This window comes from Haloarcula sp. H-hyl2 (assembly GCF_056934385.1).
Genome location: NZ_JBRIIJ010000003.1, coordinates 1 through 15631, shown reverse-complemented (window position 1 = coordinate 15631; position 15631 = coordinate 1). Strand labels below are relative to the sequence as shown.

The following is a 15631-nucleotide window of genomic DNA, read 5'->3' as shown; positions in this document are numbered from 1 at the left end:
TTTTGTGCTGAAACATGCCTTCCAGTCGACTCCGGTCCAATGCTGTCGTTCTGATCGCCGGGATCGGAGTGGTACTGTTCGTCGCTGCCGTGGTCCACCACGCCACGGAACTACTCGTTCTGGAGACTGCTATCGGCCCGATCGCGGCACTCGCTCTCGACGTCCCGGGGGCGGTGGGACTGATCTACGCCGGATATTGGCTCTCGGACACTGATCTCTCCCACCCCGAGCGATGGACTGTCTGTGTCTGGTGTTTCTCGGGTGTCGTCCTCTTCGTCGCGGTCATCAGTGCGACGCTGCTCCTGCGGATAGTCGAGGGACGGATCGTCTCCGAACCGGCCTTCTCGATGCTCATTGCCGCCGAAGCCGGTGGCATCGCCGGCTTCCTCGCGGGCTATTATAACGCTCGCGCCCGGGCCAGTGCCCGACGGGCGACCGCTGCGCGGAACGCCCTGGGATTCGTCAACGAACTCATCAGACACGACCTCCGGAACGATCTGAACGTCATCCACGGCCACGCGGAGCTACTCGCCGACGGGGAGTCGAGCCAGCGCGAGACAGCCGACCCGGACGTGATTCGAGAGAAATCGACAGAGGCACTCACCCGTATCGAGACCACGCGTGCGGTGGCCGACACGCTGTTGCGCGACCCTGGCCTGGAACGGGTCGACGTGGTACCACTGGTCTCGGACCTGGCGGGACAGTTCGACGATGCGTTCGCCGTCACGGTCACGACTGTCCTCCCTGAATCGGCGCCGGTCGCTGCCAACGCCGGTCTTCGCTCGGTCGTCGACAATCTGCTGGAGAACGCCGTCGAACACAACGATGCGAGCGATCCGCAAGTGACCGTCTCCGTGACGACACACGACGAGTCGGTCGTCATCCGCGTCTCAGACAACGGGCCGGGGCTCCCCGAGGAGACTGCGTCCGAGTTCCTGACTGCACACGAGGAGGCATCCGCGACAGGGGGGCTGTCGTTGGTCGCGACACTCGTCTCCCAGTACGGCGGTTCGGTCCGCCACGAGGACGCGGACACCGACGGGACGACCATCGCTGTGAAACTGCCACGGGCCGACGAGGACGACCCCTCGACGCTAGCGCCAGCTCGTCCAGCCGCCGTCGACGACCAGTGACTCGCCGGTCACGTAACTGGCGAGATCACTCGCGAGGAACACTGCGGCACCGCCGATGTCCGACGGCTGGCCGTACCGGTCCAGAGGTACCATCTCCATGAACGCCTCGGCCTGTGCCTGTGCGGCTTCGGGGTCTGTCTCCCCTTCGCCGCCGATCATCGTCTCGATGCCTCCGGGATGGATGGCATTGACGCGGATCCCGTCGCCGCCGAGCTTGTGCGCGAGCGAGTACGTCAACATCGTGAGCCCGCCTTTCGAAGCCGCGTAGGTGGGCCAGTTCCCGTTGCCGAAGAGGCCGGCGATACTGGAGATGTTGATGATGGTGCCACCACCGTTGTCCAGCATCCGCTCGGCAGCGATCTGGGAGCCGAAGTAGGCGCCCTTGAGGTTGATATCCATCATCCGGTCGTACTCGTCTTCCTCGACGTCGAGGAACTCCTCGGCGTGCCAGATTCCGGCGTTGTTGACCATCACGGAGACACCGCCGAACTCGTCGGCCGCGTCGACGGCCGCCTGGAGGTCCGCGCGGTTCGAGACGTCACAGTCGACGAAGGTCGCGGCCGTCTCTGTCTCTGATTCGATCTGTTCGTGTGTCGGCGTTCCGCCTTCCTTGGGTTCCTCCTGGACGTCGGCGATCACAACCGCTTTCGCGCCGTGGTCGGCGAAATCCATGGCGATACCTCGACCGATACCTGAACTCCCGCCGGTGACGACCGCGACGCGGTCTTCGAGTAGTGTCATCTGTACACACCACACTCATGTGGGCTGGGCTAGAATATCAATCTGCGGGAAGGAGGAGTCGGCTCTGTCGTTGATACAGTTACCAACGGGAGTAGCTCACCCGGATTCGGTGTCGGGCCGAATCCGGGAGAGCCGCATCGCGTTGCCGGTGACTGCGGTCGTCATCCCGGCGTCACCGGCCAGGACGGCCAGCCAGATCGGAACGAACCCGAAGGGGACGGCGACCGCGAGGCCGGCCTTGACGAGCAGGCTCGCCACGATATTCTGTCTGATGACGCCGTTGGCGTCGTGAGCCAGTTCGTAGAGGTACGGCAGTCTGGCGAGGTCGTCGCCCATCAGTGCGATGTCGGCGGTCTCCAGCGCGGTGTCGGTGCCGGCAGCACCCATCGCCACGCCGACGGTCGCCGTCGCCAGGGCGGGGGCGTCGTTGATGCCGTCACCGACCATCGCGACGTCGTTGCCGTCGTCGACCAGTTCCTGGATCGCCGCGACCTTCTCGTCGGGGAGCAACTCGGCCCGGTAGTCGTCGACGCCGACCTGGTCGGCGATGGCAGCGGCGGTGCGCTCGTTGTCGCCGGTCAGCATCACCGTCCGCTCGACGCCGAGTTCGCGTAGCCGGGCGATCGCGCGCTCGGCCTCGGGGCGCACCTCGTCGGCCACGGCGATGACTCCCTCCAGTTCGTCTTCGGTGCCGACCAGGACGACTGTCTTGCCTTCGGCCTGGAGCTGTGGGACCGTCTCCGAGAGGAGGTCGAGACAGTTGTGGCGCTCGCACAGTTCCTTGGCGGTCCGCGTGACGACGCCGCCGTCGGTGGTCGCGTGGACGTGCGAGAGGTCGAACTCCAGCTCCTCGAACAGCCCCGGCTTCCCGGCGAAGTGGGGGGTGCCGTCCAGTTCGGCACGGACGCCCTTGCCCGTGATGCTCTCGAACTCCTGGACGTCCCGGTCGGGGACCTCGCGTCTGCCCGCTTCGGCGACGATTGCCTCACCGATTGGGTGTTCGCTGCGTTTCTCCAGCCCGCGGGCACAGCGGAGCACGTCCGCCTCGCTGTTCCCGCCGAGGGGGACGACGTCCGTGACGGTGAGTTCACCCTTCGTGAGCGTCCCGGTCTTGTCGAACGCGACCACGTCGACACCACCCATCGTCTCCAGGTGGTTGCCGCCCTTGATGAGGACGCCGTTCCTGGCGGCGCTCGTGATCCCCGAGACGACCGAGACCGGCGTCGAGATGACGAACGCACAGGGACAGGCGAGCACGAGCAGGGTCAGGCCGTAGACGACGGCGGTCGACAGCGACACTCCCAGGACCGCCGGACTGGCGGCCGTCACGAGGACGGCGAAGGCGACCACGACAGGGGTGTAGTACGCCGAGAACCGCTCGACGAACTGCTCGCGGTCGGTCTTGTTCCCCTGTGCCTGCTCGACCATGTCCGCGATACGTGCGAGTGTGTTGTCGCTCGCCGCGGCGGTGACCTCGACTTCGAGGTAGCCCCCCTCGTTGATCGTCCCGGCGTAGACCTCGTCGCCCGTTGTCTTGTCGACAGGCACGCTCTCGCCCGTGATCGGTGCCTGGTTGACAGCACTCTCCCCCTCGACGACGGTGCCGTCCATCGGGATCTTCTCGCCCGGTTTGACGACGACGACCTCGCCGACGCCGATCTCCGACACCGCGAGCGTCTCCGTGGTGCCGTCACGTTCGACCGTCGCCTCGTCGGGCGAGAGTTCCATCAACTCCTTGAGCGAGTTGCGTGCCTGGTCCATCGAGTACCGTTCCAGCAACTCCGCGACGGAGAACAGGAACGCGAGCGTCGCGGCCTCGAAGTACAGCGCCTCGCCGAAGACCAGGCTGGCGGTCAGCGCACCCAGGATGGCGATGGACATCAGGAGATCGATGTCCAGATTCGTGTTCCGAGCGGAGTAGTAGCCGTTCCGGAGGATCTCCTGGCCGCCGACGGCGACCGCGACGAGGAACAACAGGTCCGCCAGATGGAGTTCGCTGCCCAGGACCGTCCCGACCGTGGTGTTCAACGCCGGCAGGAAGAACTCCAGCAGGAGCCCGACGGCCAGCACCGCACCGCTCGCCCATGTCTTGCGAGCCCTGGGACTCCACCAGAGTGACTGGTCGCTCTCGGCACCCGCATCGGCATCGTCGACACCCCGCCGTCCCTCGACCTCGTAGCCAGCCCGTTCGACGGCCGCCACGATAGCGTCCGGACTCGTCTGCTCCGGGTCGTAGGTGATCGACACCGTGCCCGTGGTCGGACTGGTCTCGAACTGGTGGACACCGTCGACGCGGGCGAGGGCGTTCTCGACCTTCCCGGCACAGGAGGCACAGTCCATCGCGGGCACGTCCAGGGTCAGGTCGGCCACGTCGGTACCGCGTACCTCGTAGCCTGCCTTCTCGATCCGGTCGCTGATGGCCGCTGCTGTCGTTCTCTCGGGATCGAACGTGACAGTTACCGTACCGGCTGTCACCGTCGGCGTCACCGATTCGATGCCGTCGAGGGACGAGATACTTCCCTCGACTTTCTCGGCACAGGAGGGGCAGTCCATCTCTGGGACGTCGTACTCCACCACCGACGGCGCTGTAGCCGCTCCGGGGCCCTCGCTGTCCGGGGGCACACGCTCGTCCTCGTGGTCCGCTGTCGTCATTACCTGACCCTAGGCCACGAGAAGTTATTAAACCAGCTGTTACAAATTCGCCGCACTATAGAACATACTAATAAATATTTGTGGGAAAATTATTAAAATGGGCGAGTCCAGCCCCCTCCCTGAAGTCGCTCTTGCGATCAGTCGGTCCGACGGAGCGGCCCTGGGTCTGGACGCAATCTTGTTGCCGCAGGGTGGCGTAGGACCTGGGAGATGCTCGCTACGCTCCTGGGCGACGACGTCGAATCCTCGGGACGGTACCTCGCGGAAGTCATCTACGGCGCGAACGACGGCATCGTGACCACCTTCGCCGTCGTCTCCGGTGTCGCGGGCGCTGCACTGGATCCCGCTATCGTGATCATCCTCGGCGTCGCGAACCTGCTGGCCGACGGTTTCTCGATGGGGATGAGCAACTATCTGAGCAGACAGTCGGAGCTGGATTACCGACAGTCGGTCGACAACGGTCCCGACACCGGTGACGCCGACGGCGGCAAGTCCCCGGTCCGGACGGCGGCGGTGACGTTTTTAGCGTTCGTCGTCGCGGGGTGGGCGCCACTTGCCCCGTATCTGCTGGGGGTGAAGCCGCTGTTCGGCTGGTCGGTCGGAGTGACGGGGCTGACCTTCTTCCTTGTAGGTGCGAGCCGGAGTCTCGTTACGTCACGGAACTGGTACGTGAATGGCACTGAGATGTTCGTCGTGGGGATGGCGGCTGCCGCGGTCGCCTTCGCCGTCGGCAATCTGCTCCAGGGGCTGGCCTGACAGCCCTCGTGGACTGTTCCCTCCTGGGGCTCGATTGGTATCAAAAGTGATCGTTTCACTGTACAGAATAATTAAGGATACAGTGAACGGACTGGCTGGTATGTCCCCCGCACTTCGGAGTGCCCTCCTCGGTACCGAGCGGTCGACTGCGTTGCCCGTGATCTGGCTCGGTGCCATGGCTCTGGTCTCGCTGACTACGTTCGCCGGGTACGCCAGTGGCGTGTTCGCGCAGACCGGTGGCGTCATCTGGATCCCGTACGCCGCGGTCGCGGTCGGTGCAGTGGCGACTGCGACGGTTGGATTTCTTCGCGGCGGCGCCATCCTGGGCTGGCTGGTCATGTTCGCTGCCATCTGGGGATTCCACATCGACCACGCGCTCCTGGGATTCCCGTCCCGGCCGCTACCAGCACGATTGACCTACCTCGTTCGTCCCGATGGCCTGGTCTGGTTCGGGGTGTCGGCTCTCATCGTCGGCGCAGTCCCCTACCTCTTCGGTGTCCTCGTTCGCTGGGGGACTGATTCCATGCGACGACGCGATGGCTCCCCTCTCGGTGACTGAATCCCACGGCCAGGGACAGGCCGACACCGCTCTCAGTTCTCGTCCCGCGTGCGCTGGAGTCTGATCGTCACTCTGGCATCCCCGTCGTCGTTCTCGACCCGCAACTGACCGCCGACGGTCTCGACAGCCCACTTGACCAACCAGAGTCTGATCCCCTGGGTGTGTTCCAGTTGGCTCTCGCTTCCCTCGGCGAGGGCCAGACGTTCCATCTGTGTGAACTCGACGCCGCGTAACGTGACCTCGATATCGACTGTCGATGCTGTGTCCGTATCGATCACCGTGACCCCGATGTCGGTCTCACTGTCGTCCGCTCGGTCGATCGCGTACTCGACGAGCTGTTGTAGACACAGCTCGAGCTGTGTCGGACAGACTGCCTCCGCAGCGTCGGGTGTCTCGATCTCGAATGCCACGCTGTCGAAGGTTTGCTCGAAGTCCGCGACGGCAGAGCGGACGAGTGTCGCGACGTCGATCAGCAGTCCGGCCTGATCGACGTCGGTCCCGACATGGAACTGTCTGATCGCCTGGACGATGTCGAGCAGCTCCTCCGAGGCTGATTCGATGCCCGCTGCTGTCTCCGCTATCCTCTCCGGGTCGAGGTCCGCCGACCGGCTCGCGATGTACTCCGCGCGACCGCCGATCACCGTCAGTTTGTTCCTGAGGTTGTGGCGCAGGACTCTGTCGAGGACCGAGAGCCGGCCCTGCTGTGACCTGATCGCGGAGATATCACGGGCGATTGCGATGACTCGGTCAGCTTCGGCGTCCGAGACGGTTTCGCGTTCGAACTTGACCTGGAACGTCCGTTGTTTCCCGGACGTGTCCTCGATAGTCAGCTCTCGTTCCAGCGAGCGCCCAGTCTCAACAACAATTCGACATGCTCGCCGGACGATGGCAGCGGCCTCCGCTGGCAACAGACCAGTCAGTGTGACTGGGTCGGGGCCGTCCACCTGCGGGCCGAAAACTCCTACAGCGGCGCTGTTGGCGTGCAGGACGGTCGTCTGCGGGTCGAGGACAGCGATCGGATCGCTGACGGACTCGAAGACGTGTTCGTACTGTTCGAGGAGTTGCTGGCGTTCCCGCCGTTCGGTCACGTCCTGCTGGAAGCCCAGGAAGTGTGTCACGGTCCCGTCAGCGTCGTACACGGGGACGATATCCAGTTGGTTCCAGAACGGCTCGCCGGCTTTCGTGTAGTTGCGGATAACCACCGAGACTGGCTCCTCGCTGTCCAACGCCGATCTGATCCGCGCTACGGTCGCCTCGTCGGTCTCCGCTCCCTGGAGGAACCGACAGTTCCGGTCGAGTACCTCCGGCAGTGAATAGCCGGTCAGATCGATGAAGCCCTGGTTCACGTAGATGAGTGGGCGGTCCTCGGCCTGTGCGTCGGCGATGCTGATACCGATGGTTGCGTTATCCATCGCGCGGCTGTACAGTTCGAGTCGCTCCCAGCGTTTCGCGGCGATCAGCGAGTGCTGGCGGACCGCGACCAGTCCATCGACGGTGGCGACGATCTCGCGTTTCGACGCCGGGACCGTCTGGATACTGTCCAGTGTGTGGCCAAGTGCCTCACTGTAGCGTGACCAGGGGTCGGGTATCTCCTCGGTCACGAGCAGCAATACCGGCGCCATGGCCGGCTGTTCACGCTCTTTCCACGCTCGAAGTGCCTCTCGATGTTCCTCGAACTGGTCCGCGCTGACGACACAGATATCCGTCCCGGCCGGAACTGGGTCGTCCAATAGCTCGATCTGGTACGCAGACAGCGTCTCGACCAGCAGCTCCCGGTTCCGACCGGCGGGGAAGCCCAGTGTTACGGTGGTTGCTTCGGCAGACGGTAGCGGAATTGCGCCCGCCGTCTGCTCACCGCTCGTGGAGCCGTCCGACGAGCGGTCCCCTGTCATCACGCACCATCGTTCCGTTCCGGCACGCCCGTCAGGACGCCGCTGTATCCCGTCATGGGCGGTCCCACACTGATTCCGTCGGTACCGATGCGGAGTTCACGGATGGACCGCTCGAAGTCACCGTAGCGCTTCTTCAGTACGCCGATCACTTTCCGGACCTCGCTGTCTATCTCCACGTACCGGAGGAATACGATGTTGTCGGCCAGATAGCTGATCTGTTCGTCCGTCGCCGTCAGATCGCCGGTCACGTTCGTCACCTCGTCGACCAGAAGCACTGTGACACCCATGCGTTTCAGATACCGACACAGGGCGTGCAGTTCGCGGGTCAGTTGGGTCTGGGAATCGTCGCCCCTGAGTCCGAGTCGATAGCCGGAGATGCCGTCGATGACCACCATCTCGACGTCGCGCTCCTCGACGGCGATCCGCACGCTCTCTGCGAACTCGTCTGGACTCTGCGTGAGCGATTCGACCTCGGTCAACCGTACGATTCCGTCCGACACCAACTCCTCGATCCCCAGGCCCAGTTCGGTCGCGCGATAGCGGTAATCGGACGCCATCTCCTCGAAGAGGAACGCCTCGGTGTGTTCGCCCCGCTGGGCAGCGGATCGGAGGAAGACCGACGAGAGCGTCGATTTCCCGACCCCGGAGGGCCCCGAGATCACCGTCACGGAGCCGCGTTCGATCCCACCGCCCAGCAACTGGTCGATTGTGTCGATTCCCGACGAGAGTTGTTCCCGGTCGCGCTGCCGACTGTGGTCGCCCGGCACCAGTTTGGGGTAGACGTGACCGCCGGTCCCTGACCCGATCCGGTAGGTATGGCGTCCGGCGGCGTAGTCGGACCCGCGGAACTTCGTCACTTCGAGACTCCTGTGGTCGGTCGTCCGTCGGATCTCGATCGCTGCGTCACCGAGGAACTGGATGTCCCGCTCCTCCATCTCGCTCGTGGTCTGTGCAGTACAGAGCGTCGTCACGTCACGCTCTTTGAGCGCGTTGACGAGCGAGGAGATGTGGCGCCGGAACTGGTACTCGTCGGGCAACAGGGCCCGCAGTTCGGTCAGCGGATCGACCACGAGGCGGGACGGCGATTCGCGGTCGATCGCGTCCGCGATCTCCCCGATGAGATCGTCTCCCTCGGCCTCGTCGGGGGACAGCACCGAGTACGTCTGGTCGGTGAAAAAGCGCGATCCGTCCTCACTCAGATCCAGGATGGCCACGTCTGCCAGATCGATTCCGAGGAGCGACGCGTTGTGGCGCAGGTCTTCGGCGCGCTCCTCGAACCCGACGTAGAGCCCACTCTCACCGGCCGCCAGGAACTGTAACGCGAGTACAGTCTTCCCCGTCCCCGGCCCCCCGTTCACCACAGTCGTCTGTCCTCGCACGAAACCACCGTGTAACACGTCGTCCAATCCGGGCGTCCCGGATGCAACGCGGTCGGCGGGGTCCGGTTCTACCATGGGACACCAAGGACCCTGACTGTTATAAATCCACTCACAAATATGATAGGTCCTGCTGCTCAGAGTGGGAACGACCGAAACAGAGTGGGGAGTGCGTTCTGGAGTCGCCGCCGCACACCACCGGTCAGGTCGTGGATCCGCGCCATCTCCTCGCCGGCCAACTCGAAATCGAAGACGGCCAGGTTCTGTTCGAGGTGGTCACGACTCGTCGATTTCGGGATGGCGACGACCTGGTCCTGCTGGAGCAGCCATCTGAGTGCCACCTGGGGTGCACTCCTGTCGTGTCGCTCGCCGATCGCTTCGAGCGTCTCGTTCCCGAGCACGTCACCGCGGGCCAGCGGACTGTACGCGGTCAGGGCGATCTCCTCCTGGACGCAGTATCGCTGGAGCGCTCTCTGGTCTTTGAACGGGTGATACTCGACCTGGTCGGTCACGATAGGGGCATCGACGGCCGTCTGTGCGTCGGCCAGTTGCGCCTGCGTGAAGTTGCTCACGCCCAGATGGCGTACGAGCCCCGCCTCGCGCAGATCTGCCATCGCGCCGAGCGTCTCATCGACGGGGATTCTGGGATGGGGCCAGTGGATGAGCAACAGATCGACGTAGTCGACGTCCAGTCGATCCAGACTCGCCCGTGCTGCCTCGCGGACGTCGTCGGCCCGGAGATTCGAGCGCCAGACCTTCGTCGTCAGGAACACCTCGTCCCGGTCGACCGGCGAGTTCGCGATGGCCCGTCCGACCGACCGCTCGTTGTCGTAATATTCGGCCGTGTCGACGTGTCTGTAGCCCAGATCCAGCGCCGTCTCGACGGCCTGGCGGCACGTCGCTCCGTCCATCTGCCAGGTCCCGAGTCCGAGCGACGGAATCGTCGCCCCGCCGGCTTCGACGTGGTCCATAGCGGACGCTAGGCCGCCGGGAAGGAGAACCTGACGGCGAGTCGCCTGTCATCGTACGTCACGGTCGCTCAGTCGTTCTTTTAGCTACAGGTGCCTTTAGGACCGTGTGTCGTGTAGCTGGAACTACGATGACGAGCGCCCTCCACGCCCTCCGCCCTCTCGCTCTCGCGGCCGTCGATCTCGCCGTCGGGACGCTGTTGTTCGCCCTGACGACCTCGCCGATCGGTCTGCTGGTGATCGCTGTCGGTCTCCTGGTCCTGTGTCACGTCGCGTACACTGGAATCACAGGTGTGAGAACGCGGTTCCGGGATACGGCCTCCACTATCGGACGATCCTGATCGCTCCGGCCACTCATCTTTCGCTATAGTAACAATTGAAACGATTTACACACCGATCGCACTGCCGTCGTGCGATCGGGTGTGCATTGACTTTCAATGGCTACTATAGGACAGCGTTCCTGCTACAGTCGGTCAACGATCGCTGAATGGACAGGAACTCCAGTCCCGCCTTCCGGCTGCGAACATGTTCGTGGCCCCACCCGGCCACTGAGAACCCTGTTTCCCCTTTTGTTCGGTGAAGGGCGAACCCCCGACTGTATGGAAGTTCAACGCAAGACCATCGCGAAGCTCATCGCGGTCGCCTTCGTGTTCAATCTCGTCGTCATGGGGGCAGGCGCCTGGTTCGCCTATCAGGAAGCACCCCCGATCCCGGAGAAGATCGTCGGTCCCGACGGGGAGACCGTCGTCACCGACCAACAGATCCGGGACGGCAAGAAGGCGTTCCAGAAGGACGGGCTGATGAACCACGGGTCGATCCTGGGCAACGGCGCGTACTACGGCGCCGACTACACCGCCGACACGCTCGACTTGAAGACCCAGTACATGCGGCAGTACTACGCACAGGAGCGCTACGGCGACGACTACAGCGCGCTCCCGAGCGGTGAACAGGCCGCCGTCACGGAGGTCGTCAAGGAGGACCTCGACGACCAGTACGACGGCGGCAACATCCAGTACTCCGCCGCAGAGCTGTTCGCCCACGAGCAGGTCCGCGAGGAGTACGTCGAGCGATACCACGAGGGGAGCCACGAGCGCGGCGTCCCTGTGGACATGATCGACTCCGAGGAGGCGGCGCGTGACTTCGCCGATTTCGCGCTGTGGACCGCGTGGTTCTCCCACACCGACCGCCCCGACGGGGACCACTCCTACACGAACGAGTGGCCCTACGCACCCGGCGCGGGCAACGACGCCACCGCGGCGGCGATGACCTGGAGCGTCATCGCGATGATCCTGCTCGTCGGTGCGGCCGGCTTCGGCATCTGGCTCTACAAGTCGATCAGGCTCCCCGAACCGTCCGCGGAGGGTATCTCCGTCCCCGAACCAGGTGACGTCGAGGTGTTCCCGAGCCAGCGGGCAGCCCTGCGGTTCATCCCCGTCGCGGCAGGGTTGTTCCTGGCACAAGTGTTCCTGGGCGGCCTGCTCGCGCACTTCTACATCGAGCGCGCCGGGTTCTTCGGCATCGAGGAGGTGTTCGGCGTCCATATCCTCCAGCTCCTTCCCTTCGCGATGGCCAAGACCTGGCACATCGACCTGGGGATCCTCTGGATCGCTGCCACCTGGCTCGGTGCCGGACTGTTCCTCCCGCCGCTGTTGACCGGCCACGAACCGAAGCGGCAGTCCACCTACATCGACGGCCTGCTGGCCGCCATCGTCGTCGTCACCGTCGGCGGCCTCGGCGGTATCTGGCTCGGTGCGCACGGCTACTTCGACGGCCAGCTCTGGTGGCTCGTCGGCAACGAGGGCCTGGAGTATCTCGAAGTCGGCAAGGTCTGGCAGGTCGGCCTGCTCGCCGGCTTCGGTATCTGGGCGCTCCTGTCCATCCGCGGACTCAAGCCGATGCTCGACAGCGAGCCGGTGTACGGCCTTGGACACATGATCCTCTACGCCGGTGGCTCCATCGCGCTACTGTTCACCGCCGGATTCCTCTTCACCCCGACGACCAACATCGCCGTCACCGAGTTCTGGCGCTGGTGGGTGGTCCACATGTGGGTCGAGGGCGCCTTCGAGTTCTTCATCGTCGCCATCGTCGGGCTCACCCTGGTGTCGATGAACCTCCTCTCCCGCCGCAGCGCGGAGAAGGCGGTCATGCTCCAGGCGCTGCTCGTGATGAGCACCGGCGTCATCGGCGTCTCCCACCACTACTGGTGGGTCGGGATGCCCGACATGTGGGTGCCCATCGGGAGCGTCTTCTCCACGCTGGAGCTGATCCCGCTGGTCTTCATCCTCTACGAGGCGCTGGGCCAGTACCGCGCGATGTCAGAGACCGGCGGGTTCCCGTACAAACTCCCGTTCATGTTCATCGTCGCCAGCGGGGTCTGGAACTTCGTCGGCGCGGGCGTGCTCGGCTTTTTCATCAACCTTCCGCTGATCAACTACTACGAACACGGGACCTACCTTACCGTCGGCCACGCCCACGCGGCGATGTTCGGCGCCTTCGGCTTCCTGGCGCTGGGGATGGTCACCTACATGCTCCAGCTGTCCATCGAGCCGAGCCGCTGGGACGGCTCCTGGCTACGAGCCGCCTTCTGGTGCTGGAACGTCGGCCTCGCACTGATGGTGTTCGTCTCCGTCCTACCGGTCGGCTTCCTCCAGCTGGAGGCCGCCTTCACCGGCAGTTACGACGCTGCACGCAGCCTGGCGTTCTACAACCAACCGATCGTCCAGACGCTGTTCTGGGCCCGACTCCCGGGTGATACGCTCATCATCCTGGGGACGGTCATCTACGCGGCCGATATCGTCAGAAAACGGTTCGTCCTGCGGGAATCGGCCGACGATCCCGGTATCGACGACGTCGCGGTCGCAGAGGGCGTGCTGAGCGACGATTGAGTCCGCCCTACCGCTGTTTCTGTGGTCGAGTCGGCAGAAGAACTGACGAGAGTTATACGGAGTCCCACTGCTGGGGACGACAGACGTCCGCTGCAAGAGTTGGGCTAGCCACCCTCCCCCCATCCTTTCAATCCACTCTCATGGAATATAAATTCGTCGGAGACAGAATTCAAATTACCGTAAATATGGCGATTTGATATCGGGAGCCCCGCGACTGTCTGTACGGGAGAACATCTCGGGGCGCGCCCGAATTAGACTAGTCTAATCCAGCAGTTAGACCAATACTATTTAATAGTTCGTCCCTTCAACGTTCAGGTAATGACGAACCAAACGATGCAGGACTCGGATCGTCGATCCTATTCTCGAAGACGATTCCTCGGCGTAACCGGGGCACTCGCGGGCGTCGGTTTGGCTGGCTGTTTGACGGGTACGGCGACGGACGGCGGGACCGGCGGCTCAGACGGCTCGGACGACGGCCCTGTTGCTGTCGCGTCGTTCTTCAGCTTCTACGACTTCGGCCGCGAGATCGCCCGTGACACGCCGATCACTGTCGAGAATCTGGTTCCGACTGGGCTGCACGGCCACGGCTGGGAACCGAACGCCAGCATCACGAAAGATATCATCGAGGCTGACGCGTTCGTCCACGTCGGGCCGGAGTTCCAGCCGTGGGCCGACCGCGCGATCCAGACGCTAAAAGACGACGACGTCGACACCGACCTGATCAACGTCCGTGCGGGCGTCGAACTGGCCGACCTCGCTGCCACACTGGACCCGGAGGAGGAAGGAGTCGGGCAGGACCGCGGCAAGGACCCACACTTCTGGCTGGATCCACAGCGCGCGAAGATCTCGGTCGACAACATCACCGAGGGATTCGTCGACCTCGCACCGGATCACGAGTCCACGCTCAGGGAGAACGCGGAGTCGTACAAGCAAGACACACTCCAGCGGATCGACGAGGACTACCAGGCAATCTTCGACGCCGCCGACCGGGATGTCGTCCAGCTGGCCGCACACAACGCCTTCCAGTACATCGGACTGCGGTACGACGTGACGATGCGCCCGCTCGTCGTGAACCTCGCAGCGAGTGGCGACGTGAAACCCTCTGACATCACGGAGGCGAAGAACGTCATCGACGAGAACGATATCAGGTACATCGGCAACGGCGTCTTCGAGTCCCGGCGACCCGCCGAGCAACTCGTCGCCGAGACGCAGGTCGAGGCCTACTTCCCCGTCACGCCGTACGCGGGCGTCCGTGAGGACTGGGTCGAGAACAACTGGGGCTACGAGGAGATCGCCTACAACATCAACATGCCCACGTTCGAGGTCGTGCTCGGCAACAAACCCCCGTCGGAGGCCGGCTACGACGGCTGGGCCGAGGAGTGGAGGAACTTTGAATGAGCAGCCAGGAGGCCCTCGAGGAACCGGCACCGACCGACCGCGGCAGCGGCGAGACGGTGATCGACGTCGCGGACGTCGCTTTCGGCTACACGGCCACGCCGGTCGTCGAGGATATCTCCCTCTCCATCGAGGCCGGCGAGTACGTCGCCATTGTCGGCCCCAACGGCTCCGGGAAGTCCACGCTGATGCAGCTGCTGCTCGGATTGCTCCGGCCCGACTCGGGGACCGTCCGACTGTTCGACGAGCCGGCACACAGGTTCGACGACGGCTCTCGGATCGGGTATGTCGCCCAGCACGCCAGCGCCGCCAAGGAGATGCCGATCACAGTCAGAGAGGTCGTCAAGATGGGGCGGTTCCCTCACGTCGGGTTCGGGTTGCTGTCGCGGAAGGACTGGACCATCGTGGACATGGCTCTAGAGACAGTCGGCATGGCCGATTTCGCGAACCGCCGCGTCACCGAACTCTCCGGGGGGCAGCGCCAGCGTGCGTTCATCGCGCGGGCACTGGCCAGCGAGGCCGACCTCCTGGTCCTCGACGAGCCGACCGTCGGTGTCGACGTCGAATCCGTCGCGGCCTTCTACGAACTGCTCGAATCGCTCAACGACGAGGGGATCACCGTCCTCCTCATCGAACACGATCTGGGCGCTGTCGTCGAACACGCCGACCGCGTCGTCTGTCTCAACCGGGAGATATACTTCGACGGACCGACGTCTGAGTTCGTCGACAGCGACGCGCTCGCTCGCGCGTTCGGGACGGCAGCCAACTTCCTGGGTGATGGGTGATGGTCGCTGCGTTCGTCATCCTCCTAGCCAGTCCCCTGGATCCTGTGTTCGCGCCGCTGTACTGGCTGCTGGCCCAGTGGTCGGAACTCATGTTCGTCGTCGGGCGTGTGACCGGCCTGGAACTGCTGCAGTACCAGTTCATGCACCGGGCCATCCTGGTCGGGCTCTGTATCGGCGTGATGGCACCACTCATCGGGACCTTCCTCGTCCATCGACAGCTCGCGCTCATCGGTGACGCGCTCGCCCACACCGCCTTCGCCGGGGTCGCAGTCGGGTTGTTCCTCAACGCCGTCATCGACCTCGGCGTCTCGCCGTACCTGACTGCCGTCGTCGTGGCGATGCTCGCAGCGCTGCTCATCGAACTCATCTCGGAGGTCACCGACGCCTACAACGACGTGTCGATGGCCATCGTGCTCTCGACGGGTTTCGCACTCGGGACGACGCTGATCAGTATCAACGCCGGTGGACTGGCCGTCGGCGTCAACCAGT

13 protein-coding genes are annotated in these 15631 nt (G+C 64.1%); 8 read left to right on the top strand and 5 right to left on the bottom strand.

The genetic code is table 11. The annotated features are described in order from the left end of the window. Positions 1–14 precede the first annotated feature (14 nt). On the top strand, positions 15–1133 hold the full coding sequence (locus tag Hhyl2_RS17420; RefSeq protein WP_483552059.1) for an ATP-binding protein: 1119 nt from the start codon (positions 15–17) through the stop codon (positions 1131–1133). On the opposite strand, the gene Hhyl2_RS17415 is transcribed toward Hhyl2_RS17420, so the two are convergent. Together Hhyl2_RS17415 and Hhyl2_RS17410 are read right to left on the bottom strand one after the other, a co-directional pair. After that, entirely contained in the window at positions 1095–1874 is a 780-nt protein-coding gene (locus Hhyl2_RS17415; RefSeq protein WP_483552058.1) for an SDR family oxidoreductase, read from the bottom strand. The two genes, Hhyl2_RS17420 and Hhyl2_RS17415, sit on opposite strands and share 39 nt — an antisense overlap. 96 nt (positions 1875–1970) lie before the next feature. Beyond that, positions 1971–4526 carry a heavy metal translocating P-type ATPase gene (locus tag Hhyl2_RS17410; protein WP_483552057.1) on the bottom strand — a complete coding sequence of 852 codons (2556 nt, stop codon included), beginning with the start codon at positions 4524–4526 and terminating at the stop codon, positions 1971–1973. A gap of 210 nt (positions 4527–4736) precedes the next feature. On the opposite strand from Hhyl2_RS17410, the gene Hhyl2_RS17405 reads away from it, so the two are divergent. Beyond that, positions 4737–5282 carry a VIT1/CCC1 transporter family protein gene (locus Hhyl2_RS17405; RefSeq protein WP_483552056.1) on the top strand — a complete coding sequence of 182 codons (546 nt, stop codon included), beginning with the start codon at positions 4737–4739 and terminating at the stop codon, positions 5280–5282. Between the two features lie 100 nt (positions 5283–5382). Beyond that, positions 5383–5841, top strand: coding sequence for a hypothetical protein (locus Hhyl2_RS17400; RefSeq protein WP_483552055.1), 459 nt, complete (start codon positions 5383–5385; stop codon positions 5839–5841). Between the two features lie 32 nt (positions 5842–5873). Here the strand turns inward: Hhyl2_RS17400 and Hhyl2_RS17395 are convergent, their stop codons facing one another. From Hhyl2_RS17395 to Hhyl2_RS17385, 3 genes are read right to left on the bottom strand one after another with little or no spacing between them, the layout of a single operon-like run. Then, on the bottom strand, positions 5874–7733 hold the full coding sequence (locus Hhyl2_RS17395) for a PAS domain S-box protein (RefSeq protein WP_483552054.1): 1860 nt from the start codon (positions 7731–7733) through the stop codon (positions 5874–5876). Next, positions 7733–9187 (bottom strand): ATPase domain-containing protein, encoded by a 1455-nt coding sequence (locus tag Hhyl2_RS17390; RefSeq protein WP_483552053.1) that lies wholly within the window; start codon positions 9185–9187, stop codon positions 7733–7735. The genes Hhyl2_RS17395 and Hhyl2_RS17390 overlap by 1 nt, the downstream gene beginning before the upstream one ends. Positions 9188–9246: 59 nt before the next feature. After that, positions 9247–10080: an aldo/keto reductase gene (locus Hhyl2_RS17385; protein WP_483552052.1), complete on the bottom strand. Its 834-nt coding sequence runs from the start codon at positions 10078–10080 to the stop codon at positions 9247–9249. A gap of 128 nt (positions 10081–10208) precedes the next feature. Here Hhyl2_RS17385 and Hhyl2_RS17380 point away from each other — a divergent pair, with 128 nt between their 5' ends. From Hhyl2_RS17380 to Hhyl2_RS17360, 5 genes are all read left to right on the top strand, one after another. Then, entirely contained in the window at positions 10209–10418 is a 210-nt protein-coding gene (locus Hhyl2_RS17380) for a hypothetical protein (protein WP_483552051.1), read from the top strand. A 258-nt stretch (positions 10419–10676) separates the two neighbouring features. Further along, on the top strand, positions 10677–12962 hold the full coding sequence (locus Hhyl2_RS17375) for a nitric-oxide reductase large subunit (protein WP_483552050.1): 2286 nt from the start codon (positions 10677–10679) through the stop codon (positions 12960–12962). A gap of 333 nt (positions 12963–13295) precedes the next feature. Continuing rightward, on the top strand, positions 13296–14360 hold the full coding sequence (locus Hhyl2_RS17370) for a metal ABC transporter substrate-binding protein (RefSeq protein WP_483552424.1): 1065 nt from the start codon (positions 13296–13298) through the stop codon (positions 14358–14360). Next, complete coding sequence (locus Hhyl2_RS17365; RefSeq protein WP_483552049.1) at positions 14357–15142, top strand: metal ABC transporter ATP-binding protein; 786 nt, start codon at positions 14357–14359, stop codon at positions 15140–15142. The genes Hhyl2_RS17370 and Hhyl2_RS17365 overlap by 4 nt, the downstream gene beginning before the upstream one ends. Next, positions 15142–15631 (top strand): metal ABC transporter permease (locus Hhyl2_RS17360; RefSeq protein ID WP_483552048.1); only part of this gene is annotated, 490 nt, incomplete at its 3' end. The genes Hhyl2_RS17365 and Hhyl2_RS17360, both read left to right, overlap by 1 nt.

Bases quoted from the DNA above. Each gene is read 5' to 3' on its own strand.
- Hhyl2_RS17410 (WP_483552057.1), bottom strand. From the start codon at position 4,526: ATGACGACAGCGGACCACGAGGACGAGCGTGTGCCCCCGGACAGCGAG.
- Hhyl2_RS17420 (WP_483552059.1), top strand. From the start codon at position 15: ATGCCTTCCAGTCGACTCCGGTCCAATGCTGTCGTTCTGATCGCCGGG.
- Hhyl2_RS17385 (WP_483552052.1), bottom strand. From the start codon at position 10,080: ATGGACCACGTCGAAGCCGGCGGGGCGACGATTCCGTCGCTCGGACTC.
- Hhyl2_RS17400 (WP_483552055.1), top strand. From the start codon at position 5,383: ATGTCCCCCGCACTTCGGAGTGCCCTCCTCGGTACCGAGCGGTCGACT.
- Hhyl2_RS17370 (WP_483552424.1), top strand. From the start codon at position 13,296: ATGCAGGACTCGGATCGTCGATCCTATTCTCGAAGACGATTCCTCGGC.
- Hhyl2_RS17415 (WP_483552058.1), bottom strand. From the start codon at position 1,874: ATGACACTACTCGAAGACCGCGTCGCGGTCGTCACCGGCGGGAGTTCA.
- Hhyl2_RS17390 (WP_483552053.1), bottom strand. From the start codon at position 9,187: ATGGTAGAACCGGACCCCGCCGACCGCGTTGCATCCGGGACGCCCGGA.
- Hhyl2_RS17375 (WP_483552050.1), top strand. From the start codon at position 10,677: ATGGAAGTTCAACGCAAGACCATCGCGAAGCTCATCGCGGTCGCCTTC.
- Hhyl2_RS17365 (WP_483552049.1), top strand. From the start codon at position 14,357: ATGAGCAGCCAGGAGGCCCTCGAGGAACCGGCACCGACCGACCGCGGC.
- Hhyl2_RS17405 (WP_483552056.1), top strand. From the start codon at position 4,737: ATGCTCGCTACGCTCCTGGGCGACGACGTCGAATCCTCGGGACGGTAC.
- Hhyl2_RS17395 (WP_483552054.1), bottom strand. From the start codon at position 7,733: ATGACAGGGGACCGCTCGTCGGACGGCTCCACGAGCGGTGAGCAGACG.
- Hhyl2_RS17380 (WP_483552051.1), top strand. From the start codon at position 10,209: ATGACGAGCGCCCTCCACGCCCTCCGCCCTCTCGCTCTCGCGGCCGTC.